At 44.9% G+C, this 23571-nt stretch carries 18 protein-coding genes and 2 tRNA genes; 4 read left to right on the top strand and 16 right to left on the bottom strand.

Going from position 1 to position 23571, the window contains the following annotated elements:
- Window positions 1–44: 44 nt before the first annotated feature.
- The 10 genes from infB to rlmE form a co-directional block, all read right to left on the bottom strand.
- Window positions 45–2753, bottom strand: a complete 2709-nt coding sequence (gene infB, locus NL644_RS09225) for a translation initiation factor IF-2 (RefSeq protein WP_012841448.1) — start codon at window positions 2751–2753, stop codon at window positions 45–47.
- Between the two features lie 22 nt (window positions 2754–2775).
- Window positions 2776–4263: a transcription termination factor NusA gene (nusA, locus tag NL644_RS09220; protein ID WP_005380084.1), complete on the bottom strand. Its 1488-nt coding sequence runs from the start codon at window positions 4261–4263 to the stop codon at window positions 2776–2778.
- Between the two features lie 36 nt (window positions 4264–4299).
- Window positions 4300–4755 carry a ribosome maturation factor RimP gene (gene rimP, locus NL644_RS09215; RefSeq protein ID WP_114323596.1) on the bottom strand — a complete coding sequence of 152 codons (456 nt, stop codon included), beginning with the start codon at window positions 4753–4755 and terminating at the stop codon, window positions 4300–4302.
- Window positions 4756–4980: 225 nt separating this feature from the next.
- Window positions 4981–5057, bottom strand: a tRNA-Met gene (locus NL644_RS09210).
- 56 nt (window positions 5058–5113) lie between these two features.
- Window positions 5114–5197, bottom strand: a tRNA-Leu gene (locus NL644_RS09205).
- A gap of 16 nt (window positions 5198–5213) precedes the next feature.
- Entirely contained in the window at window positions 5214–5552 is a 339-nt protein-coding gene (gene secG, locus NL644_RS09200; RefSeq protein WP_005380080.1) for a preprotein translocase subunit SecG, read from the bottom strand.
- A gap of 221 nt (window positions 5553–5773) precedes the next feature.
- Entirely contained in the window at window positions 5774–7114 is a 1341-nt protein-coding gene (glmM, locus tag NL644_RS09195) for a phosphoglucosamine mutase (RefSeq protein WP_005394663.1), read from the bottom strand.
- Between the two features lie 19 nt (window positions 7115–7133).
- Window positions 7134–7964 (bottom strand): dihydropteroate synthase, encoded by an 831-nt coding sequence (gene folP, locus NL644_RS09190; protein WP_031780413.1) that lies wholly within the window; start codon window positions 7962–7964, stop codon window positions 7134–7136.
- Window positions 7965–8016: 52 nt separating this feature from the next.
- Window positions 8017–9990 (bottom strand): ATP-dependent zinc metalloprotease FtsH, encoded by a 1974-nt coding sequence (gene ftsH, locus NL644_RS09185; protein ID WP_253658333.1) that lies wholly within the window; start codon window positions 9988–9990, stop codon window positions 8017–8019.
- A gap of 108 nt (window positions 9991–10098) precedes the next feature.
- Window positions 10099–10728, bottom strand: coding sequence for a 23S rRNA (uridine(2552)-2'-O)-methyltransferase RlmE (rlmE, locus tag NL644_RS09180; RefSeq protein WP_005388985.1), 630 nt, complete (start codon window positions 10726–10728; stop codon window positions 10099–10101).
- Between the two features lie 138 nt (window positions 10729–10866).
- Between rlmE and yhbY the strand changes: the two genes are divergently transcribed.
- On the top strand, window positions 10867–11163 hold the full coding sequence (gene yhbY, locus NL644_RS09175) for a ribosome assembly RNA-binding protein YhbY (RefSeq protein WP_005380066.1): 297 nt from the start codon (window positions 10867–10869) through the stop codon (window positions 11161–11163).
- An 83-nt stretch (window positions 11164–11246) separates the two neighbouring features.
- On the opposite strand, the gene greA is transcribed toward yhbY, so the two are convergent.
- Window positions 11247–11720 (bottom strand): transcription elongation factor GreA, encoded by a 474-nt coding sequence (gene greA, locus NL644_RS09170; RefSeq protein ID WP_005380065.1) that lies wholly within the window; start codon window positions 11718–11720, stop codon window positions 11247–11249.
- Window positions 11721–12264: 544 nt separating this feature from the next.
- Here greA and NL644_RS09165 point away from each other — a divergent pair.
- Both NL644_RS09165 and dacB read left to right on the top strand, forming a co-directional pair.
- Complete coding sequence (locus NL644_RS09165; RefSeq protein WP_114323598.1) at window positions 12265–13275, top strand: porin; 1011 nt, start codon at window positions 12265–12267, stop codon at window positions 13273–13275.
- 186 nt (window positions 13276–13461) lie between these two features.
- A complete protein-coding gene (gene dacB / locus NL644_RS09160) occupies window positions 13462–14883 on the top strand; it encodes a serine-type D-Ala-D-Ala carboxypeptidase (protein WP_253658332.1) in 1422 nt (473 codons plus the stop codon).
- On the opposite strand, the gene NL644_RS09155 is transcribed toward dacB, so the two are convergent.
- The gene (locus NL644_RS09155) at window positions 14862–15707 is read right to left on the bottom strand and encodes a magnesium transporter (protein WP_181869529.1); all 846 of its coding nucleotides are present in this window, start codon (window positions 15705–15707) and stop codon (window positions 14862–14864) included. The genes dacB and NL644_RS09155 overlap by 22 nt on opposite strands.
- Window positions 15708–16125: 418 nt before the next feature.
- Window positions 16126–17313: a tyrosine--tRNA ligase gene (tyrS, locus tag NL644_RS09150; protein ID WP_114323601.1), complete on the bottom strand. Its 1188-nt coding sequence runs from the start codon at window positions 17311–17313 to the stop codon at window positions 16126–16128.
- Between the two features lie 130 nt (window positions 17314–17443).
- Here tyrS and NL644_RS09145 point away from each other — a divergent pair, with 130 nt between their 5' ends.
- Window positions 17444–18736 carry a peptidoglycan DD-metalloendopeptidase family protein gene (locus NL644_RS09145; RefSeq protein WP_046875053.1) on the top strand — a complete coding sequence of 431 codons (1293 nt, stop codon included), beginning with the start codon at window positions 17444–17446 and terminating at the stop codon, window positions 18734–18736.
- A 64-nt stretch (window positions 18737–18800) separates the two neighbouring features.
- On the opposite strand, the gene vmeK is transcribed toward NL644_RS09145, so the two are convergent.
- The 3 genes from vmeK to erpA all read right to left on the bottom strand — a co-directional run bounded on the left by vmeK (window position 18801) and on the right by erpA (window position 23480).
- Window positions 18801–21905: a multidrug efflux RND transporter permease subunit VmeK gene (vmeK, locus tag NL644_RS09140; RefSeq protein ID WP_114323602.1), complete on the bottom strand. Its 3105-nt coding sequence runs from the start codon at window positions 21903–21905 to the stop codon at window positions 18801–18803.
- Window positions 21906–21914: 9 nt separating this feature from the next.
- On the bottom strand, window positions 21915–23033 hold the full coding sequence (locus tag NL644_RS09135; RefSeq protein ID WP_114323603.1) for an efflux RND transporter periplasmic adaptor subunit: 1119 nt from the start codon (window positions 23031–23033) through the stop codon (window positions 21915–21917).
- A gap of 105 nt (window positions 23034–23138) precedes the next feature.
- Complete coding sequence (gene erpA / locus NL644_RS09130; RefSeq protein ID WP_114323604.1) at window positions 23139–23480, bottom strand: iron-sulfur cluster insertion protein ErpA; 342 nt, start codon at window positions 23478–23480, stop codon at window positions 23139–23141.
- Between the last annotated feature and the right edge of the window lie 91 nt (window positions 23481–23571).

Raw genomic sequence — 23571 nt, 5'->3', positions numbered from 1 at the left:
ATTACTACTTATCTTTCAAAGACAATATTAGTAATTTTAGTCAATTAGTCTAGAGTACGTTTAATTTCAACGATTTCGAAGACTTCGATTTGGTCACCAACGCGAACATCATTGTAGTTCTTAACGCCGATACCACATTCGTAGCCATTCTTAACTTCTTGAACGTCATCTTTGAAACGACGTAGCGACTCTAGTTCACCTTCGTAAATAACAACGTTATCACGTAGTACACGGATTGGGTTGTTACGCTTGATCACACCTTCTGTAACCATACAACCAGCGATAGCGCCCAGTTTCGGTGACTTAAACACGTCACGAACTTCAGCAAGACCAATGATCTCTTGCTTGAATTCTGGAGCAAGCATACCACCCATTGCTTGTTTAACTTCGTCAATCAATTGGTAAATGATTGAGTAGTAACGTAAGTCAACAGCTGCGGCTTCTACAGCACGGCGAGCAGAAGCATCTGCACGAACGTTAAAGCCAAGGATGATTGCGTTTGAAGCTTCCGCTAGTACTACGTCAGTTTCCGTAATACCACCAACACCAGAACCAACGATGTTCACTTTAACTTCGTCAGTAGATAGCTTAACTAGTGAGTCTGCGATTGCTTCTACAGAACCTTGAACGTCTGCTTTAAGTACAACGTTAAGTTCAGCAACTTCACCAGCAGTCATGTTAGAGAACATGTTCTCTAGTTTAGATTTCTGCTGACGAGCAAGTTTCACTTCACGGAACTTACCAGCACGGTAGTTAGCTACTTCACGCGCTTTACGCTCGTCACGAACTACTGTTGCTTCATCACCTGAAGATGGTACACCTGAAAGACCTAGGATCTCTACAGGGATAGATGGGCCAGCCGAAGTAATTTCTTTACCTAGCTCATCACGCATTGCACGAACACGGCCGTATTCTTGACCACAAAGAACGATGTCGCCTTTGTTTAGTGTACCTGATTGAACAAGTACTGTTGCAACTGGACCACGACCTTTATCTAGGCGAGATTCAACAACAACACCAGATGCCATGCCTTCAGCTACAGCTGTAAGTTCAAGAACTTCAGACTGAAGAAGGATTGCTTCTAGAAGACCATCGATGTTTGTACCCTGTTTAGCAGAGATGTGAACGAACATGTTCTCACCGCCCCACTCTTCAGGAATAACGTCGTATTGAGCAAGCTCGTTCTTAACGTTATCTGGGTTCGCGTCTTCTTTATCGATCTTGTTCACAGCAACAATTAGAGGAACGCCTGCCGCTTTCGCGTGCTGAATCGCTTCTACTGTTTGTGGCATTACGCCATCGTCTGCTGCAACTACAAGAACAACGATATCTGTCGCTTGAGCACCACGAGCACGCATTGCAGTAAACGCTGCGTGTCCAGGAGTATCAAGGAACGTGATCATGCCGTTGTCTGTTTCAACGTGGTACGCACCAATGTGCTGAGTAATACCACCCGCTTCGCCAGAAGCAACGTGTGTGCGACGGATGTAGTCAAGTGTTGACGTTTTACCGTGGTCAACGTGACCCATGATAGTAACAACTGGAGCACGTGGAACTGCTTCCGCGTTAGTGTCACGGTCAGATAGTACCGCTTCTTCCAGTTCGTTCTCTTTACGAAGAACTACTTTATGGCCCATTTCTTCAGCAACAAGTTGTGCTGTTTCTTGGTCGATCACTTGGTTGATAGTCGCCATAGCGCCCATCTTCATCATTACTTTGATAACTTCTGTCGCTTTAACCGACATCTTGTTAGCAAGTTCTGATAGAACGATCGTTTCGCCAATTACAACGTCTTGCTTAGCAACCGTTGCTGACTTATCAAAGCCATGCTGCATTGAAGTCGGTTTAGCAAGTTTGCCTTTACGACCTCTACCGCCACGTTGGTTGTTACGGCCACCGCGAGCTTGGTCGTCTTTACCTGAAGCTTTTTTCTTCTTACGACGACCGCTCTCTACTTTGCGATCTGCTTCATCTTCGGCTTCACGTGCGTATTGTGAAGTCGTTACATGGTAATCTGTATCTTCCATATCACCCTTTTTCTCTTCTGCAGCAGACCAACGCTCTTTATTCTTTTCAGCCAATTCGCGAGCTTCTTCAAGCTTGCGCTGACTTTCCTCTTCAGCCTTACGCTTAGCTTCTTCTTCCTGACGACGTTTAAGCTCGTCGGCCTCTTTTCGCGCTGCTTCTTGCTTAATTTTCTCTTCAGCATCACGCTTTGCTTTTTCTTCAGCATTACGTTGTGCATTCGTATCTACGTCTCGCTTCGCTTTTTCTTCAGCTTCACGTTTCGCTTTTTCTTCAGCTTCACGTTTTGCAGCTTCTTCAGCTTCACGTTTTGCAGCTTCTTCAGCTTCACGTTTTGCAGCTTCTTCTGCTGCACGTTTTGCTGCTTCTTCTGCTTCACGTTGTGCTGCTTCTTCAGCTTCACGTTTCGCTTCATCTTCAATTGTGCTGCGCTTCACGTATGTACGTTTTTTGCGCACCTCAACCTGAACATTCTTACTCTTACCACCACCCGCGTTCACACTAAGTGTACTACGAGTTTTACGCTGAAGCGTAAGGCGAGTCGGCTCTGAATCACCTGATTTATCACCGTGTTCTTTCTTTAGATGAGAGAGAAGCTTCTGCTTCTCTTCATCAGTAACATTGTCAGAGCTCGCCTTTTTAATGCCAGCGTCAGCAAGTTGTTCAATCAAGCGGTCGACTGGCGTACCAATCTCATCACTCAGTGCTTTAACTGTTAATTGTGTCATGCCGCTTCCTCCTTGCCGAAAATTATGCTTCTTCGCCGAACCAACAGATGTTACGTGCGGCCATAATTAGCTCACCTGCACGTTCTTCGGTCAGGCCTTCGATACCTTCTAAATCGTCAATACCTTGGTCAGCAAGATCTTCCAGTGTCGCTACACCTTTCGCTGCCAATTTAAATGCCATCTCACGCTCAAGACCTTCAAGTGCAAGCAGATCTTCAGCTGGTTCTAGACCTTCAAAAGACTCTTCTTGTGCTAGTGCGATCGTCGTTAGTGCATCTTTTGCACGTCCACGAAGCTCTTCGATTAGTTCTTCATTCAAACCATCGATTTCTAGTAGCTCGTTAACTGGCACGTATGCGATTTCTTCTAGCGTTGAGAAACCCTCTTCAACAAGAAGTTGAGCGAAGTCTTCTTCAATATCTAGGTACTTCATGAAGTTTTCAATAGATGCTTGTGATTCTTCAGCGTGTTTCTTCTGAAGATCAGCAACTGTCATAACATTCAGTTCCCAACCTGTTAGCTGAGATGCTAGACGCACGTTTTGACCGTTACGACCGATAGCTTGCGCTAGGTTGTCAGCTTCAACTGCGATGTCCATTGAGTGTGCATCCTCATCAACGATGATAGAAGCAACATCAGCTGGCGCCATTGCGTTGATAACGAATTGAGCTGGGTTATCATCCCAAAGCACAATATCGATACGCTCACCACCAAGTTCGCCAGAAACAGCTTGTACACGTGCACCACGCATACCAACACACGCACCTACAGGGTCGATACGTTTGTCATTTGTTTTGACAGCGATCTTAGCACGAGAACCAGGATCACGTGCCGCGCCTTTCAACTCGATAATATCTTCAGCGATTTCAGGCACTTCAACACGGAATAGTTCTGCCAGCATTTCAGGCTTAGAACGAGTGATGAACAGTTGGAAACCACGTGCTTCTGGCGCGACTTTGTAAAGAAGACCACGAACGCGGTCGCCTGGACGGAAGTTTTCACGAGGAAGTTGGTCATCACGTAGGATTACCGCTTCAGCGTTGTTACCAAGGTCAAGTACGATTGTGTCGCGGTTTACTTTTTTCACAACGCCAGTGATTAGATCACCTTCATTGTCGATGAACTGCTCAACGATTTGTGCACGTTCAGCTTCACGAACTTTTTGTACGATAACTTGCTTAGCCGTTTGAGTCGTAATACGGTCAAACGTTACTGATTCGATTTCGTCTTCTACGTAGTCGCCAAGCTCGATTGAGTCATCTTCGTACTGTGCTGCTTCTAGTGAGATCTCTTTTGTAGGGTTCTCAACATCATCAACAACTAACCAACGACGGTAAGTCACAAACTCACCAGTTTTACGGTCAATGGCAACACGTACGTCGATTTCGATTTCATATTTTTTCTTTGTAGAAGTTGCTAGAGCAATCTCAAGAGCCTCAAAGATACGCTCACGAGGTACCGCTTTTTCGTTCGATACCGCTTCTGCTACCGCTAAAATTTCTTTACTCATTGTATTTAGCCTCTAAGCTTAAACTTTTTTAGGGAACTAAAATTTAGGGATCAGGTTAGCTTTGGAAATGTTACTTAGAGCAAACTCTTCTTGCTGACCGTCTACAGTAATTGCCACTGTTTCGCCATCAACGCCGTGGATAATACCTTTCCACTTACGACGGTTTGCTACAGCCATTTTCAATACGATGCTGACCTCGTGACCAATAAATTGCTCGTAATGTGCTGCTTTAAAAAGTGGTCTTTCTAAACCTGGAGAAGACACTTCTAGGCTGTAAGCAACAGAAATTGGATCTTCAACGTCTAAAACCGCACTAACTTGGTGGCTAACTTCTGCACAGTCGTCCACGTTAATACCATTTTCATGGTCAATGTAGATGCGTAACGTTGAGTGCGCGCCTGCACGAATGAATTCTAATCCAACCAACTCATAGCCTGATGCCTCTACTGGTGCTTCAAGCATTTCAGTAAGTTGTCTTTCTAAACCAGTCATTTAACCACTCCAGAAACAAAAAAAGGGCTCAGAGCCCAATCAAAAAACCAAGCAGTCTCTGAGCTATTTCAAAAAGCTCAGATAACAAAAAACCCCGATAGTCGGGGTTTTATGCTGCTGGACCCTGATACGTTAAGAATAGCCAACAAATGCTTCTCTTAACTCGTAGTGTGGTTAGCACTACGCAAACTTGCCAATCTACGATTTCTTCTTAAAGAAAGAGATTGGTTGCGGGGGCCGGATTTGAACCGACGACCTTCGGGTTATGAGCCCGACGAGCTACCAAGCTGCTCCACCCCGCGTCCGACTTGCTGAGCATTATACTCGCAAACAAGTGATTTACAAGTTTGTAAATACATGGTGCCGAGAGAGGGACTCGAACCCTCACACCTAAGGCACTAGCACCTCATGCTAGCGTGTCTACCAATTTCACCATCTCGGCATCAAAACCTTACAGCTTATTGAGGAATTTCATCACCCGCAGGGGCTGGAACTTCACTCGCTGCATCCTTAACTTGTTCAACAACTGGTTGACCTAATGTTGGGTCTACCCATTGTGATTCAGTCTGGTGCGTAGACATACGACCAAGCAACAAGCTAACGATAAAGAATACGGTTGCTAAAATAGCAGTTGTTCGGGTTAAGAAATTACCTGAGCCGCCAGCACCAAACACTGTGTTTGAAGCACCAGCACCGAACGAGGCTCCCATATCTGCGCCTTTACCTTGTTGAATCAACACAAGGCCAATCACACCAAGCGCTGCCAACAGGTAAATCACAAGTAGAACTGAAAACATTTTTTCCACCTATGTTCCAAATTGTTGAGCCAGCGCCGTTCAAGAGAATAAATCATAATTGAACAAGGCTAGCGACCTCCTAACGGGAGGCGGAGCAATACTAGCGAAAGCCGGTAACGCTGACAAGGGAAAATTAGTAAAAAATCAATGCCAATGCGCTAAGCGCTCAAAAAAAGGGCAAAAGATGCCCTTTTCATTCACTGCACACTTTAACGCAATGATTAACAACTTGCTTTTACAGCTTCGGCAATTTTCAGTGCAGAGCTTTGAACTAGCTCGCCATCCTCACCTTCCACCATAACGCGAATCAAAGGCTCTGTGCCAGATTTACGCAACAATACACGTCCTTTATCACCCAGCGTAGCTTCTACTTCGGCGACGGCGTTTAGTACTGCTTGAGCTTCAAGAGGATTACTTTCCCCTGCAAAGCGGACATTTTCTAGAACCTGAGGATACAACGTCATGCCTTGCGATAGCTCATGCAAAGACATATCACTGCCAACTACAGAAGCAAGCACTTGCAGTGCTGCAACAATCGCATCGCCCGTGGTGACTTTATCTAATAAGATCACATGGCCTGAGTTTTCAGCACCAATTTTCCAGCCTTTTTCTAGCAGTTGTTCCATGACATAACGGTCACCAACAGCGGCACGTACGAATGGAATGCCTAGCTGCTTTAAGCCATTTTCCATGCCCAAGTTGGTCATCAACGTACCAACTACACCACCCTTTAGCTCGCCACGACGAAGAGCATCACGAGCAATAATGTAAGCAATTTGGTCGCCATCGACTTTGTTGCCAAGGTGGTCGACCATAATGATACGGTCACCATCACCATCAAATGCTAAACCAAGGTGCGCTTGCTCTTCAACGACACGCTTTTGAAGCGCACGAACATCTGTTGCGCCCACTTCTTCATTAATGTTGATGCCGTTAGGCTCTACGCCCATTGCAATAACTTCTGCGCCAAGCTCTTTGAAGACATTTGGAGCAATGTGGTACGTTGCACCGTGCGCACAATCTACCACGATTTTAAAGTTTGCAAGACTCAATTCAGATGGGAAAGTACTCTTACAGAATTCGATGTAACGGCCTGCAGCGTCATTTAGACGAGTGGCTTTACCAAGTTCTGCAGACTCAACACATTCAATGTCTTTATCCAGCTCAGCTTCAATCGCCAACTCGATATCGTCAGGTAGCTTAGTACCTTCAGAAGAAAAGAATTTAATGCCGTTGTCGTAATATGGGTTATGCGATGCAGAAATCACAATCCCCGCCTCTGCGCGGAAAGTTTGAGTTAAATATGCCACTGCTGGGGTTGGCATTGGACCAGTAAATGTTGCTTTAAGTCCCGCTGCAGCAAGGCCTGCTTCTAATGCAGATTCGAGCATATAACCGGAGATACGCGTATCTTTACCTATAATAACTTTCTTTGTGCCTTGTTTTGCTAGTACACGACCAGCAGCCCAGCCAAGCTTAAGTACGAAGTCCGGAGTGATTGGGTATTGTCCTACTTTACCGCGCACACCGTCAGTACCAAAGTAACGTCTTTTATTCGACATAAACTTTCCTTTATTATTTTTAAATATTGTTTTTCGTCATCTCAACAACTTTCATTGCTTCGATTGTCTCTTCAAAGTCATGCACACGAATGATCTGCGCGCCTTTCATTGCTGCAATCGTAGCGCAAACGACACTCGCATTTGTACATTCAGCCGCTGGCTTATCCAACAATTTAAAAATCATTGATTTACGAGACATACCAGCCAAAATTGGCAGGCCGAATTCATGAAACTTTTCAAGATGAGCGAGCATATGATAATTGTGTTCTATCGTTTTGCCAAAGCCAAATCCAGGATCGAGAATCAGTTGAGATTTATCAATCCCTGCTGCTTCACATGCCGCGATACGTTCTTCTAGAAAGGCAGATACGTCGCTCATCACATCATCATAATGAGGTGCAACTTGCATGGTTCTAGGTTGACCTTTCATATGCATCAGACAAATTGGAAGCTTTGCTTCTGCTGCGACTTCGAGAGCACCAGGTTCTTGCAAAGATCGAATGTCATTGATCAAATCTGCACCAGCATCAATAGCTTGACGCATAACTTCCGCTTTACTGGTATCGACCGAAATCCACACATCGTACTTTTCACGAATGGCCTTGATTACTGGGACAACACGTCGAAGTTCTTCTTCTAAAGACACATCTGGCGCGCCTGGCCTTGTCGACTCCCCACCAACATCAACAATGCTTACACCAGCCTTTATCATTTTATCAACTTGAGCAAGGGCGAGTTCAATCGAGTTGTATTTACCACCATCCGAAAAGGAATCCGGAGTCACATTTAGAATGGCCATAACATGTGGACGGGAAAGATCTAAAGATTTGTTATTTGCTGTAATCATCATCATAAACACAAAAACCCCGAGATAACTCGGGGTTTATTATTATCAACACTCTTTATTCAGAGTCTTTCTTTTCAGGCGCTTCGCTAGAAGTCGCTTCTGGAGAGCTAGACTTTTCTGCATCTTTCGCAGCGTCCGTTGCTTCTTCTTTAACTTCTGACTTTGCTTGAGGCTTCTCGCTGTCTTCAGGTTTGCTAGTTGAGTTATCACTCCAACCCGCAGGCTCACGAATTTCAGCTTTGCGCTCCATTAAATCATCAATTTGACGAGCATCAATGGTTTCATACTTCATCAGCGCATCTTTCATCGCATGCATGATATCCATGTTTTCTTGAAGAATCTTCTTCGCACGGTCATAGTTGCGGTCAATGATCTGACGAACTTCATCATCAATCAACTTCGCCGTATCGTCAGATACATGCTTAGTCTGAGTCACGCTACGACCAAGGAACACCTCACCTTCATCTTCTGCATACAGTAGAGGACCAAGCTTTTCAGAGAAACCCCATTGAGTAACCATCTTACGAGCAATATCAGTTGCACGTTCAATATCGTTTGACGCGCCTGTTGAGACTTTATCAGCACCGTAGATGAGCTCTTCCGCTAGACGACCACCGTACAAGCTAGAGATCATAGACTCTAGATGCTGGCGAGACATGCTGACACGGTCTTGCTCTGGTAGGTACATAGTCACACCCAACGCGCGACCGCGTGGAATGATCGACACCTTGTACACTGGATCGTGCTCAGGTACTAAACGACCAACAATTGCGTGACCCGCTTCGTGATAAGCCGTTGACTCTTTTGTCTCTTCAGACATCACCATTGAACGGCGCTCGGCACCCATCATGATTTTGTCTTTCGCTAATTCGAATTCAACCATAGAAACGTTACGCTTGTTACCACGCGCAGCAAATAGCGCCGCTTCGTTGACTAGGTTTGCTAAATCAGCACCAGAGAAGCCTGGTGTACCACGAGCGATTAGAGAAGGCTCTACGTCACCTGCTAGAGGGACTTTACGCATGTGTACTTTTAGAATCTGCTCACGACCACGTACATCTGGTAATCCAACCACTACTTGGCGGTCAAAACGACCAGGACGTAGCAACGCTGGGTCAAGAACGTCTGGACGGTTAGTAGCAGCGATTACGATGATACCTTCGTTACCTTCGAAACCATCCATCTCTACTAGCATTTGGTTTAGTGTTTGTTCACGTTCATCGTGACCACCACCAACACCAGCACCACGCTGACGACCTACCGCATCGATTTCATCGATGAAGATAATACAAGGCGCTGCTTTCTTAGCTTGTTCGAACATGTCACGTACACGAGATGCACCGACACCCACAAACATTTCTACGAAATCTGAACCCGAGATGGTAAAAAACGGTACTTTTGCTTCACCAGCAATGGCTTTCGCTAGAAGCGTTTTACCAGTACCAGGAGGACCAACCATTAACACACCAGTAGGAATCTTACCACCCAGTTTTTGGAAGCGGCTTGGATCACGCAGGTAGTCCACCAGCTCTTTCACGTCTTCTTTTGCTTCGTCACAACCTGCAACGTCAGCAAAAGTTGTCTTGATTTGTTCTTCGCTCATCATTCGAGCTTTGCTCTTACCAAAAGACATGGCGCCTTTACCGCCGCCGCCTTGCATTTGACGCATGAAGAAAATCCATACACCAATCAGTAAGATCATTGGGAACCAAGAAATGAAAATAGTACCAAGCAAGCTTTGCTCTTCTGGAGGCGTGCCCTGTACTTTCACGTTTTGGTTAATTAGGTCATCTAGAAGCTTTTGGTCATACACTGGCATGTAAGTGACCATTTTGGCACCGCCGCCACGACGAACAAAGCTAATTTCACCGTCTTTAAAAGTTGCTTCTTGAATCTGGCCTTGGCCAACTTCCTGTACAAACGTGGTGTAATCCACGGTTCTGCCATTGCTTTCTCCAGGGCCAAAGCTCTGGAATACCGACATCAATACGACGGCGATAACAAGCCACAGAATTAAATTTTTTGCCATGTCACTCAAGGTGTAAGCCTCTCGATAACTAATTGTAATTAAAGGTAGGGTACTACAGTTCATTCACTGTAGCTATAGTGTTAACACGCTCTCAAGAGAGCAAAATGGTTAACCTTTGTAACCAGTGGCTACAACAAAGACTTCTCGAGAGCGAGCTCGCGATGAGTCTGGTTTTCTAATTTTTACGGCTTTAAACATGTCTCGGACTTCTTTCACATACTGATCGAAGCCTTCCCCCTGGAAAACCTTTACGACAAAGCTACCATTAGGCGCTAGAACTTGTCGACACATATCTAAAGCCAATTCAACTAAATACATAGCACGAGGTTGGTCAACAGAGTTATTTCCCGCAATATTAGGTGCCATGTCAGACATTACTACGTCTACCATTGAAGGTTGGATTCTTTCTAGCAAAGCTTCCAATACTGCATCATCGCGAAAGTCGCCTTGTAAAAAGCTGACACCTGCAATCGGGTCCATAGGAAGCAAATCACACGCAATGATCTGACCACTGTCTCCTACTATCTTAGCAGCATATTGAGACCACCCGCCCGGTGCCGCACCCAAATCGACGACTGTCATCCCAGGCTTTAACAATTTATCTTTCGTTTGAATCTCATCGATCTTGAAATAAGCACGTGAGCGATAGCCTTTTTTACGAGCCTCATTCGCGTATTTATCATCAAAGTGTTCTTTCAACCAACGACCAGAACTAGCCGAATGTTTTTGTTTACTCATTTTAATCCCAACAAGGCGCAAATTGGAGCTATTGTTTTAATAGGCGCTACCTATTACTCAATAAATTATAGTCTTCAGCAATAGATGGCGTTAAAATAGCTTTTTTCAACCCTTATTTTAAAGAAAATTGGCCGCGTAATGAACCTAAGCACCAAACAAAAGCAGCACCTTAAAGGCCTAGCTCACAGTTTAAAACCTGTCGTGCTAATGGGCGCAAATGGACTTACAGAAGCCGTGCTAGCAGAAATTGAAATCGCTCTTAACCATCACGAACTAATCAAAGTAAAAGTTGCTTCAGAAGATCGTGAAACAAAACAGCTAATCATCGACGCTATCGTACGTGAGACGGGCGCAGAAAAAGTTCAGACTATTGGTAAAGTGCTTGTGCTGTACCGCCAGTCTGAAGAGCGTAAAATCGAAATCCCTCGTAAGTAATTCTACTTACGTTGCTGAAGAAAAAAGGTCGCCATTGGCGACCTTTTTGCGTTTTATTGGAGTAACAGACTACTCTCAACGACTTAGATGTACTCTACTCGGTCGATTTCGAAGTCTTTCGCGCCACCCGGAGTTTGAATAGCAACCTCATCGCCTTCCATCTTACCGATCAAGCCACGAGCAATTGGTGAGCTTACTGAAATACGGCCAGCTTTAATGTCTGCTTCGTCATCACCAACAATTTGGTATGTTTTTTCTTCTTCGGTGTCGATGTCAATCAAGGTTACGGTTGAACCAAAAATAACTTTACCCGTGTTCTCCATCTTCGTTACATCAATAACTTGAGCAACTGACAGTTTGTATTCAATGTCACGGATTTGTGCTTCACAGATACCCTGCTCTTCTCGAGCGGCGTGATATTCTGCGTTCTCTTTTAAATCACCTAACTCACGAGCTTCAGCGATTGCCTCTGAAATTTGAGGACGTAGTTTAAGTAGACGATCGAGTTCTGCACGTAGCTTTTGCTCGCCACGTAGTGTCATTGGAACTTTTTCCATTTTATAACCTCAAGCCCAAATGGGTCTTTGGACAAAAAAAAGCCCACCCTGCCATAGGGCTGGGTAGTGCGCTTAAAGATGTATTTCATTTAGTGTAAACAAACTCCCGGACGAAATCATCTTAATTCGAAAGGCGTAAGACTATGCACTTTCGGCATAATGATATAAGTCACTTTTAGAACGATTCTAGAGTGCATCACTGTCGCAATTTGTTGAAAAACAACACTGTTCATTACACCAAAAACATCAAAAAAGATAAAAACTAATCAATGTCAGACGAATGTTATAGCCACAAAATGCCATTTAAAACAAAAAGTTAAATCAAAAACCAGAACAATCGAACAGTGTTCATCGATACGATTTATATCATTTTACTAACTCATACGGAAACTTTAGCAGTAAAACATGTCCAGCGAGTTGTTAGATCAAAGGCTTACAAGGGCGAATTATACCGCTCATTGGCCGATTATAGACCAACAACTTGTGAGAGATTACCTCTCCCCCATACAACAATGATTATGGACAGCTAACTAGGACAAATAAGATGAAAAAGACTCTAATTGCTCTTTCTGTATCTGCAGCAGCTATGGCAACTGGCGTAAACGCAGCTGAACTTTACAACCAAGACGGCACTTCTCTAGAAATGGGCGGCCGTGCTGAAGCACGTCTATCTATGAAAGATGGCGACGCTCAAGACAAATCTCGCATCCGTCTAAACTTCCTTGGTAAACAAGAGATCAATGACAACCTATACGGTGTTGGTTTCTGGGAAGGTGAATTTGAGACTGCTCAAAACGGTACTGTAGACGGCGACGACAAGAGCGATCTAGAAACTCGTCTTGCTTACGCTGGTCTTGGCGGTGCTTACGGTGAGTTCGCATACGGTAAAACTGAAGGTGCACTAGGCGTTATCACTGACTTCACAGATATCATGGCTTACCACGGTAACTCTGCAGCAGACAAACTAGCTGTAGCAGACCGTACAGACAACATGATGGCTTACAAAGGTCAATTCGAAAACCTAAGTGTTAAAGCAAGCTACCGCTTCGCTGACCGTGTAGAACAAAACGGTGAATACTCTGATAACAAACAAGACGGCTACTCTCTATCAGCTATCTACGCTGTAGCGGACACTGGTCTTGAGCTTGGTGCTGGTTACGCAGACCAATACGATGCAAACGAGTACATGCTAGCTGCATCTTACACAATGTCTGATCTTTACTTCGCTGGTATCTTCACAGATGGCGAAAAAATGACTGACACATTCAACAACACTGTTGATTACACTGGTTACGAACTAGCGGGTGCTTACACGCTAGGTCAAACAGTATTCACAACAACGTACAACAATGCAGAAACTAACAACGAAACTTCTGCAAACAACTTCGCTGTTGATGCTTCTTACTACTTCAAACCTAACTTCCGCGGTTACGTTTCTTACAACTTCAACCTAATTGACGCTGGCGATAAGTTCGGCTCAACTAGCGGTAAGACAGTTGCGAACAAGATCGATGCTGAAGACGAGCTAGCTCTAGGTCTACGTTACGACTTCTAATTCCGGTCTTTGACTAGAATATCGAATGCCCGCTTCAAGCGGGCATTTTTTATACTCCATTTTAAGCCGCGCGCCTTTCTCTCATGTCTCATTCCTGATGACATATAAAGCATTTCTTTAGTTACCTAGCATATTGAAAGGACTTGCGTATACTCAATCACATAACTCACCTTAGAAAGTATCATTATGCGTTTACGTTGGCCCTTGCTCATATTCTCTTCATTACTTTCTGCTTTTTCACAAGCGTACCCTCATCAAGAAGTGTTGCCGGAAGGCTCTCGCATCAGTTTAGTCGCGGAAAAACTCAGTGAGAATGCTGAACTTGACGGTGTTCATCCTACCGAACAATTATTTCCACCAGCCAGTACATTAAAAATCGTCACAGCATTAGCGGCGAAGTTAGAGCTGGGTGATAACTTCCGCTTTCGAACCAAGCTAGAAGCGTCGGGCTCAGACGCAGTGATTTACTTTGTCGGCGATCCAACGCTCCAAACCAACGATTTAAAATCACTTCTTACCCTAGCCAAGAAAAATGGTTTAAAACGTATTGACGGTGACTTATGGCTCGATAACAACGCATTCACTGGTTACAACCGTGCAGTAGGCTGGCCGTGGGATATCTTGGGAGTTTGCTACAGCGCTCCGGCATCGACCATCACACTCAATAACAACTGTGTGCAGGCTTCTATCTATACGCAAAAAGACGGTGGGACTCGAGTCTACGTACCTGAGCATCAACCTATTCGTGTAACAAGTACTGTCGAGACCGTTTCTAAAACCATTAAGAAAAGTCGTCATTGCGATTTAGGCTTAGTCGCAAACCCTGATAACAACTACAAACTAACTGGATGCTTAGTTGAGAGGGAGAAACCATTGCCACTTAAATTTGCCGTTCAAGATCCCGAACTTTATACCAGCCATAGATTGGCAGCTTTGCTTAAGCAGCTCAATATTGAGTTGTCAGGAAAGATTAGGATCGGTTCGGCTCCGGAAAAACAGCGCAAGCTAATCGCCATGCATCAATCAGAGGCATTACCAGACATTCTGGAAGAGATGCTTAAAAACTCTGATAACTTGATTGCAGATACATTAACCAAAACACTTGGCGCTAAGTTTTTTGTTCAGTCAGGTAGCTTTGCCAACGGTACAGAGGCGATCAAGCAGATCATTTTCGCCAATACTGGTATTGATATTCGTAATGCGCGCCTAGAAGACGGCTCAGGACTTTCACGAAACAATCGTATCTCCGCCACCAAAATGGCGGAAATTCTTCGTTATATTTGGAAGCACGAAGACGAGCTTAAACTGATCGCTATCATGCCGAAATCAGGTGAATCCGGCACATTAAAGTACCGACAAAGTATGCGAAAACTGCCAATTAAAGGACAGCTGATCGCCAAAAGCGGCTCCCTCTACGGAACTTACAACATGGCCGGATATGGCTTGGATAAAAATGGTCAACCTAACACCATTTTTGTTCAGTTTGTTTCAGACTACTTCCCAGAAAAAAGGGACGATAACACGCCTGTCATCGCCCCGATCACACATTTTGAGCAGCTTTTTTACAATGATATTGTGAACTTTAGTCAGGCAATACCTAAGAAATAGTTCACCACGTTAAAGTAAACCCACATTCCTGAAATATCGACGATAGACGCAAGAACTGGACTCACCAATACCGCTGGGTCCATCTTGCAAGCTCGTGCAATAATTGGCAACAGCCCGCCCAATGTTGTAGAAATGGTGACTTGAATGAACAGCGCAACTGCTATTGCCAGTGCGATATCGGTAAGTTCAAAGCCCCCTGTTGATTGACCGGCACTAAATAACATAATGCGTCCAATCATCACGATAGCGATAGCTAACGCAATAAATAGAGCAACGCGGCTCTCTTTCCACAAAACTTCTAACCATTGGCGTTTTTTTAGCTCTCCAGTTGCAAGAGCACGAATCACCAAAGTTGCAGCTTGTGTTCCTGTATTACCACCAGCCGCAGCGATCACAGGCATGTACACCGCAAGCAAAACGAGCTGGCTAAGGGTGTCCTCATACTGAGCAATGATCAAACCCGACACAATCCCTAAAAGGGCCAGTGCAATGATCCACCCAATACGCTGCTTCACGTGCCCCAAAACACTAGTCGATAAATAACCATCAGGTGTATCAACTTCAGACATATGCAAACCCAATTGGTGAGCATAATGACGTGCGCGTTTGTCATGGCCTGCTTGCTCAAGTTGAGCAATAAGACTATTCACATAACCGACAGAGCAATGCTGCAAAATACCTACCGCCTCATCAATCGGCATGATCGTAAGCAAATGGACTTGTTGCTCTTGCTCATACTGCAAAAATGCATTGCGAGCTGCACCAATTTCTACTTCAGAAAAGTTTGGTGTTGTTTCAATAAAAGTGTTGTTCATTACCGTCATGGCGAATCTCCCGATTGGCATTGGTAACGACCATCGACAAGGCACGCAAAGTCACTCTTGCATACTTAAAGTCACACAACAATTAAGATGCACAGAGAAAACCAATGCGGACGCACTGTCTATTCAGAATGTATGAAGGAAATAACGAGAAGAAAATTAGAAAAGATGCCTCACCACTTAGGTAAGGCGGAGATCGCCAATACCGAAGCGGGTTATTTCGCTCCCTTGCTCTTACTCACCCAACGACTGGGAGGATGGTCGGTATTGTTCATGTAAATCTCCGATAACGCTGCCATTATTGGCAGCGTGAGTATAGTAGCAAAGTTAAACATGTTTGGAAGTTTTACTTTGTCTTTTTCGCTAAATTTTTATACAAAAAAAGCGCCCATCAGGCGCTTTCATTTGCAGCGATTATTGATTACTGAATAGTAATACGTGCAAATTTACGTTTGCCCACTTGGAACACGTAAGTACCCGCTTGTGGAGCAAATTTGCTGTCCGCAATTTTTTCACCATCCATCTTCACAGCGCCCTGCTTAACCATACGCATCGCATCTGACGATGATGGGCATAAGCCAGCTTCTTTCAACAGATTGCTCACTGGGCGACCTGCATCAAAATCAAATTCTGGCATTTCATCAGGAATTTGGTTCTTCGCAAAACGGTTTACGAATTCTTGCTCTGCCGCATCTGCATCAGCTTCACTGTGGAAACGAGCAATAATTTCTTTTGCTAGCAATACTTTGATATCACGAGGGTTTTTGCCCGCTTCTACATCAGCTTTGAATTGAGCAATCTCTTCCAGAGGACGGAAAGATAGCAGCTCGTAGTAGCTCCACATTAGGTCATCAGAAATAGACATGATTTTACCAAACATTTCGCTTGGCGCTTCGCTGATACCGATGTAGTTGTTTGCTGACTTAGACATCTTCTTCTCGCCATCAAGGCCCACTAGAAGAGGCATCATCAGTACAACCTGTGGTTTTTGACCGTGAGACTTTTGCAGTTCACGACCCATTAGCAGGTTGAACTTCTGGTCAGTACCACCAAGCTCAACGTCAGTTTCCATTGCTACTGAGTCCCAACCTTGTAGAAGTGGGTACATGAACTCATGAATAGCAATTGGCTGACCACCCGCGTAACGCTTTTTAAAGTCATCACGCTCTAGCATACGAGCAACGGTTTGGTTTGCAGCAAGACGAATCATACCTTCTGCACCAAGCTCAGATAACCACTCAGAGTTGAACTGAATCTTAGTTTTTGCAGGGTCTAGAATTTTGAATACCTGCTCTTTGTAAGTTTCTGCATTACGCAATACGTCTTCGCGGCTTAGCGGTGGACGTGTTGTGTTTTTACCTGTTGGGTCACCAACCATTGCAGTGAAGTCACCAATTAGGAACGTCACCTCATGACCTAGCTCTTGGAACAAGCGAAGCTTATTGAAAATAACCGTATGACCTAGGTGAATATCTGGAGCCGTAGGATCCGCACCCAATTTAATACGTAGAGGACGGCCTTCTTTTAGTTTTGCGATAAGCTCTTCTTCTGGAATCAGCTCTTCAACACCGCGCTTAATCTCGGCTAGTGCAGCTTCAATGCTCGCCATTCTTGTTCACTCCCACAGATTTGGCAAAAATATAATAGCTGAACATATTACTTGAATAGCGATGCATTTTGAAACACGTTAGACTAGGTAGTTGTGAATTTTTCCGTTTAATTTAGCAATCAAGTACCTCATGCATTCGATTTTTGTCCGACTTCCACTCTTGCACAAAGTATTGATCGGTTTTTTTAGTGCGCTGATTATCTTCGCGCTCTTCTTTTTACCTGATCCGCAAGACCTAGACCCACAGCAGAGCCGATTAAAAGTTGGTCAACATTATCCTGTGCCAGTTTCCCTAGAACTCAGTGCACTAAACAGTTCGTCTCCAGCGTCCCCCGCTGTACTGCGTTGGGAAACGTACAAAGTGAAAAATGGTGAGAGTGCCGCCATCTTGTTTAGTCGCGTGGGGCTTTCAGCCCGTCTATTGCATGAGCTTGTCTCATCAGACAAAGAAGTGGAAAAGCAATTAACCCGACTTCGACCTGGCGATCGATTGCAATTCGGTTTTGATGAAAACAACGACTTAGTACAGTTAAGAAGAACATTAAGCGCATTCGAAACTTTTCGTATCACGTTAAAAGACGGCAAATACGTCTCAGAAGTCGATAAAAAAGAAGTCGACTTCCAGTACAACTACGCTGAAGCCACCATCAAATCAAACTTTTGGAATGCGGGAATCTCTTCAGGATTAAATGGCAACCAAATCATGGAACTGGCCGGCATATTTGGCTGGGATATCGACTTTGCTTTAGATATTCGTAAAAACGACAGCTTCCGAGTGCTTTACCAAGAGGAAGTGGTAGAAGGTGAAGTGATTGGACGCGGAAAAATCATTGCTGCGATATTTAAAAACCAAGGCGATACTTTCACCGCAATACTGGATCAGAAAAGTGGCAAGTATTATGACGAAAATGGGCGTGCAATGAAAAAAGCATTCTTACGCGCGCCGTTGGATTTCCGTCGAGTATCGTCTAACTTCAACCCACGCCGCTTACACCCTGTAACGGGACGCGTTCGTCCTCACCGAGGCACAGATTATGCGGCACCTGTGGGCACCCCGATTTGGGCGGCTGGCGATGGTGTCGTTCAAAAATCGTCTTACAACAAATTTAATGGTAACTACGTTTTCATTAAACATAGTAATACTTACATTACCAAGTACCTGCACTTAACCAAACGTACGGTACGAGCGGGTCAACGCGTTAAACAAGGTCAAACCATTGGTACGCTTGGCGGAACAGGTCGTGTAACAGGCCCTCACTTGCACTATGAGTTCCTTGTGAATGGTGTCCACAAAAACCCGCGTACGGTGAATTTGCCACAGTCTAAATCCCTAACAGGCAAAGCGAGACAAACTTTCATGGCAAACGCGAAAATTAGCATGGACAAACTTGAGCGCTACAGCAAACTGCTAGCAATGAAGTAAGCCAGGTATTGAAAAGGGCAGCTCAGCTGCCCTTTTTGTTTCTTTAATATCATTACGATGAAGCTTACTTTTCGGAGTGATGCTCTCTCCCGAGCATGAGCAAGCATGGTGTCAGAACCAGTGTTAGCAAAGTCGCAAACGCCAACCCACCCGCGACAGCCGTCGCAAGTTGAGACCACCATTGAGTGCTTGGTGCGCCAAACTCCACTTTCTGGTTAACTAAGTCGATGTTCATTTCTAACACCATTGGCAATAAGCCTAATATGGTGGTCACCGTCGTGAGTAAAACGGGTCTTAAACGCTGCACACCTGTGCGCAAAATAGCCTCAGATTTCTCTAAGCCACGTTTACGCATCTGATTGTAAGTATCGATTAAAACAATATTGTTGTTTACCACGATACCAGCCAACGCAATCACTCCAATTCCCGACATAATGATGCCAAATGGCTTTTGGAAAATAAGCAACCCAGCGAAGACACCAACGGTAGAAAACAACACAGCACTGAGGATTAATAAAGCTTGATAAAAGCTATTAAACTGCGTAATTAAAATCAGAGCCATCACACCAAGCGCGACAATAAAAGCATTTTGCAAGAATGCTGATGAGTTTTCCTGCTCTTCATTTTGACCCCGAATCTTATATTCAATGCCTTCCGGTAAGTCGAGCTGTTCCATTCCAGCGGCAATCTTCGGTAGCTCAAGCGCCAAATTGTAACCTTCCACCATATCTGCTTTAATATTGATAACTCGATGGCCGTCGACCCGACGAATGGTGTCTTGCTTATGATCTGGTTTGATTTGAGCAAAATTCGTAATCGGTACCAGACCAGCAGCCGTTTTCACTCTCAGTTGGTCAAATCGACCAATATCGCGCTTATCTTGTGGATAGCGCACCAAAATATCGACTTCTTCATCCGCATCATCGGGTAAATAATCGCCTATTTTCAAACCGTTTGTAACAAACTGAACAGTATTCCCGACTAAGGTCGCATCCGCTGCAAAGCGAGAGGCGTCATCTCGCTGGATATCAATTTGCCAATCAATCCCTTCCTTATTAGTGGTATCACTCAAATTGGTCAGTGCAGGATTACCATCAGCCCAGTGTCGGACTTTTTTGGCCGCTTCATCTAACGCACTAACACTCAAGTTTCGCGATGAAACTTCAATCACGAGATCATGCTCAACAGGCGGTCCTGCGTCCGGGAATTTATACTCAAGTTCAACACCATAAAAGCGATCTGTCGTCTCTTTTAGTTCCTCAATAATGGTTTTCACTTTGCGTCGATACTGCCAATCCACAGGAGTTATTTGAATCTGGCCAATCTCGTCCCCATTATCGCTCGATCCTGTGCGCGTGTAGACACTTTCAAACTCGTCATGACCGAGCATCACCTTCTCGATTTCGCGCATAACAACGTCTTTTTCGTGAATAGACAGGTCACCATAAGAGCGAACTTTAACGGTAAAAAAGGCAGGGTCCACTTCAGGGAAAAACTCTGCGCCCAAGCCAGCTTTGTTGTAGGTAAAACCGACACCTGCCGCTAGCAGTATCGCGCTGAGTAATACTTTCCATGGGTGACGAATCGCCACCGACAGAGTCTGGTAATAAAGCTTGGTAATGCCTGTCGCTTTTTCAAAGTTGCCGTTATGCAGCTCAACCATTTCTCGCTGAGCTTTCTGATTGACTACTTGAGGCTTGCCAATGATCCCACCTATGACAGGAACGAACAGTAAAGCCATCATCAGCGAAGCGGCCAAGGTAGCAATTAAAGTAAGTGGTAAGTACTTCATGAACTCACCTGTGATGTCTGGCCAGAAAAGTAACGGAGCAAACGCAGCCAATGTGGTTGCTGTGGATGCGGTAATAGGCCATGCCATCCGCTTTGCTGCATCTCGATAGGCTTCTTTACGAGGTGTACCCTCTTGCATGCGCCTATCCGCAAACTCTGTCACCACAATGGCACCATCCACCAACATGCCCACCGCCATAATTAAAGCAAACAGTACGACGATATTGACCGTAAGCCCAAATACCGATAACACCAACAACCCAGTCAAGAACGATCCCGGAATAGAAATCCCTACGAGAAGCGCGGTCCTAACCCCCAATATGGCAATAATGACGATAACTACGAGGATAATAGCGGATAAGATATTGTTTTGTAGATCACTGAGCATCAATTTGACATCGTCGGATTGATCCCAAGTGTATTTGACTTGCAAATTGTCCGGCCACTCGGCGCGCTTCTGACCCAGAGCCAGTACTTCTTTGACCAGCTCAACCGTTTCAATGATGTTTTCCCCTGCCCGTTTTTTTACGTCCAAAACGATGGCAGATTCACCATCTAAACGAGCAAAACTTTCAGGGTCGCGAAATGCACGTCGTACTGTCGCCACATCGCCAAAAGTGATCACCTCTTTGCCATTCACCTTGATCGGTAGTTCAAGCACATCTTTCAGTGAATCAAACACCGATGGGACTTTTACCGAAAAGCGTCCATACCCAGTATCGACAAACCCCGCTGCCACAACCCGGTTATTCAAGGCGATTAAATTATAGATATCCGCTTGATCGAGACCGTAGCTTTCCATTAATAGTGGATCGACAACTATTTCCACGATGTCTTCGCGATCTCCTGCGATTTCAACCTCAAGAATCTGACGGAAACTTTCCAAACGATCACGTAACGTTCTAGCAATCTGAACAATGGTTCGCTCTGGTACGGTGCCATAGAGCACAACGGTCAAAACAGGCTCTTCAGATGCAAACGTGACTTCGTTTACCGTTGGCTCATCACTGTCCTCAGGCAATTTTGGCTTCGCAAGGTCAACGGCGTCTCGGACATCTGCCATCGCTTTATCAAGATCCACTCCAACACTAAATTCCAGCGTCACCGAAGCATGACCTTCTGATGCCACAGAGGTCATCTCTTTTACGCCTTCAATAGAGCGCAACTCTTGCTCTATTGGGCGAACTAATAAACGCTCGGCATCGACGGGAGAAATGCCTTGATGTCCAACGGAAACGTAGATAATAGGAATGGTAATATCAGGGCTCGATTCCTTGGGGATAGTGACGTAAGTAATGACACCGGCAATTAAGATCATCACCAATAATGTCAGCATGGTGCGAGCGCGAGATAACGCAGCATCAATCAGAGTGTACATAGGTGCTCCTTACTGCTCACTAGCCGCTTCAACAACTACGTCATCAACTTTATTGGCCAGCACCTGATCGCCATCGCGTACAAACCCTTGCCCCAGCACGATAATATCGGCTCGCTCTCCTAACCCAGAGAGCCAAACGCCATCATCCTCGGCCTTAACGAGCTGAATCGGAACAAATTCAACATGCTCATTACGCAGTGTTTTAACACCTAAATTACCTTCTTCATCGAGTGCTAGCATTGCAGCCGTAATCTTTACCGCCAACACTTCACTCAACGGCAGCTGTACTTCAGCGCTCATACCGGCCGGAATTCTTGCGTCTTGGTTATCAATTTCGATTTCAATTGGAAAGGTGTTAGTAGAAGCAGAAGAAACACGCCCAATGTAGCGTACCCGACCTTGATAATGCTGTTGGTTAATGGTTCTTACATCGGCTTGTAGACCTTCCTTAAGGTATTGTATATGCCGCTCACTGACATCAGCTTCAATCACCAAAGTGTCCAAATCAATGACCGTCGCAATAGGATCGCCAATCCCTACAAAGTCGCCTAACTCAACAAAGTGGTGCTCAACAATGCCATCGAATGGTGCTTTCACCTCGGTATTTCTCAATGCCGTTTGCACGTTGCTCAAATTCGCTCGAGCATCCACCAATGCCGCTTGTGCTGTCGCAAACGCAACTTCGCCCTGTAGTCCGCGACTTTTTAGCGATTTAGCTGCATTAAACTCTTTCTCTTTAACCAACAGCATCGCCTGAGCCCGCTTGAGCTGAATACCAAGATCGCGCTTGTCGATGCTTGCGATCACTTGCCCTTGCTTGACTGTTTGACCTTTTTCTATATTGAGGCTGACTATTTTACCGGCGACTTCAGCGCCAAGGCGCGCTTGACGATTGGGTGCAGTCCTCCCATACAGTTCGATGGTTTTACTTGTGGGTTCAGCAATAAAAGTATCGAACATCACCTTTGCAAGTGGCGTGGTGTTCGTTGAAGAGGATGAAGAATTGAGATTATCATCTTGTGCTTTCAGTTGACCGATTGCCAACCATGCAACAAGAAGCAATATGAGGATAAGAGATACTAGCCACGGGCGCTCGACAATGCGACGTCCGAAAGACGATCCAGACATATAAAGTCCTTTTTATTATTTCTCTGCATATTCTGCGAGAGCGACTTTACGTGACATCCTTCTACGTAAAGTTCAGGCAGCCACTGGCTGCCTGATTGGTGTTAATTACACACTGAACGATGCACCACAACCACATGTTGTCGTTGCATTTGGGTTGTTTACAAAGAAGCGCGCTCCTTCTAACCCTTCAGTGTAGTCAACAATGCCGCCAACGAGATATTGCAGACTCATAGGGTCTACAACCAGTGTTACACCACTGTTTACGATTGTCGTATCGCCTTCGTTTACATTTTCATCAAAAGTAAAGCCGTATTGGAAGCCGCTACAGCCGCCACCAGTAATGTATACGCGCAGTTTCAATGCTGGGTTTTCTTCTTCAGCAATCAATGCTTTAACGCGAAATGCTGCTGCGTCAGAAAAAGATAATGGTACGTTTACTTCGCTCACGAAGACCTCTCTCACTCGTGTAATGCGTCAAGCCTGAAGCAAGACGTCAAATTTGTGCTAATTGAGACGATTATCCAATACCTGACAAACT

Source organism: Vibrio sp. Y10_XG_PY6, assembly GCF_024181795.1.
Classification (GTDB): Bacteria; Pseudomonadota; Gammaproteobacteria; order Enterobacterales; family Vibrionaceae; genus Vibrio; species Vibrio diabolicus.
Note: the sequence above shows the minus strand (reverse complement) of the source record. Positions and strands in the feature narration are given on the sequence as shown.

Excerpts from the sequence above, each read along its gene's own strand:
- infB (WP_012841448.1), bottom strand. The coding sequence starts at position 2,753 with ATGACACAATTAACAGTTAAAGCACTGAGTGATGAGATTGGTACGCCA.
- nusA (WP_005380084.1), bottom strand. The coding sequence starts at position 4,263 with ATGAGTAAAGAAATTTTAGCGGTAGCAGAAGCGGTATCGAACGAAAAA.
- rimP (WP_114323596.1), bottom strand. The coding sequence starts at position 4,755 with ATGACTGGTTTAGAAAGACAACTTACTGAAATGCTTGAAGCACCAGTA.
- secG (WP_005380080.1), bottom strand. The coding sequence starts at position 5,552 with ATGTTTTCAGTTCTACTTGTGATTTACCTGTTGGCAGCGCTTGGTGTG.
- glmM (WP_005394663.1), bottom strand. The coding sequence starts at position 7,114 with ATGTCGAATAAAAGACGTTACTTTGGTACTGACGGTGTGCGCGGTAAA.
- folP (WP_031780413.1), bottom strand. The coding sequence starts at position 7,964 with ATGATGATTACAGCAAATAACAAATCTTTAGATCTTTCCCGTCCACAT.
- ftsH (WP_253658333.1), bottom strand. The coding sequence starts at position 9,990 with ATGGCAAAAAATTTAATTCTGTGGCTTGTTATCGCCGTCGTATTGATG.
- rlmE (WP_005388985.1), bottom strand. The coding sequence starts at position 10,728 with ATGAGTAAACAAAAACATTCGGCTAGTTCTGGTCGTTGGTTGAAAGAA.
- yhbY (WP_005380066.1), top strand. The coding sequence starts at position 10,867 with ATGAACCTAAGCACCAAACAAAAGCAGCACCTTAAAGGCCTAGCTCAC.
- greA (WP_005380065.1), bottom strand. The coding sequence starts at position 11,720 with ATGGAAAAAGTTCCAATGACACTACGTGGCGAGCAAAAGCTACGTGCA.
- NL644_RS09165 (WP_114323598.1), top strand. The coding sequence starts at position 12,265 with ATGAAAAAGACTCTAATTGCTCTTTCTGTATCTGCAGCAGCTATGGCA.
- dacB (WP_253658332.1), top strand. The coding sequence starts at position 13,462 with ATGCGTTTACGTTGGCCCTTGCTCATATTCTCTTCATTACTTTCTGCT.
- NL644_RS09155 (WP_181869529.1), bottom strand. The coding sequence starts at position 15,707 with ATGACGGTAATGAACAACACTTTTATTGAAACAACACCAAACTTTTCT.
- tyrS (WP_114323601.1), bottom strand. The coding sequence starts at position 17,313 with ATGGCGAGCATTGAAGCTGCACTAGCCGAGATTAAGCGCGGTGTTGAA.
- NL644_RS09145 (WP_046875053.1), top strand. The coding sequence starts at position 17,444 with ATGCATTCGATTTTTGTCCGACTTCCACTCTTGCACAAAGTATTGATC.
- vmeK (WP_114323602.1), bottom strand. The coding sequence starts at position 21,905 with ATGTACACTCTGATTGATGCTGCGTTATCTCGCGCTCGCACCATGCTG.
- NL644_RS09135 (WP_114323603.1), bottom strand. The coding sequence starts at position 23,033 with ATGTCTGGATCGTCTTTCGGACGTCGCATTGTCGAGCGCCCGTGGCTA.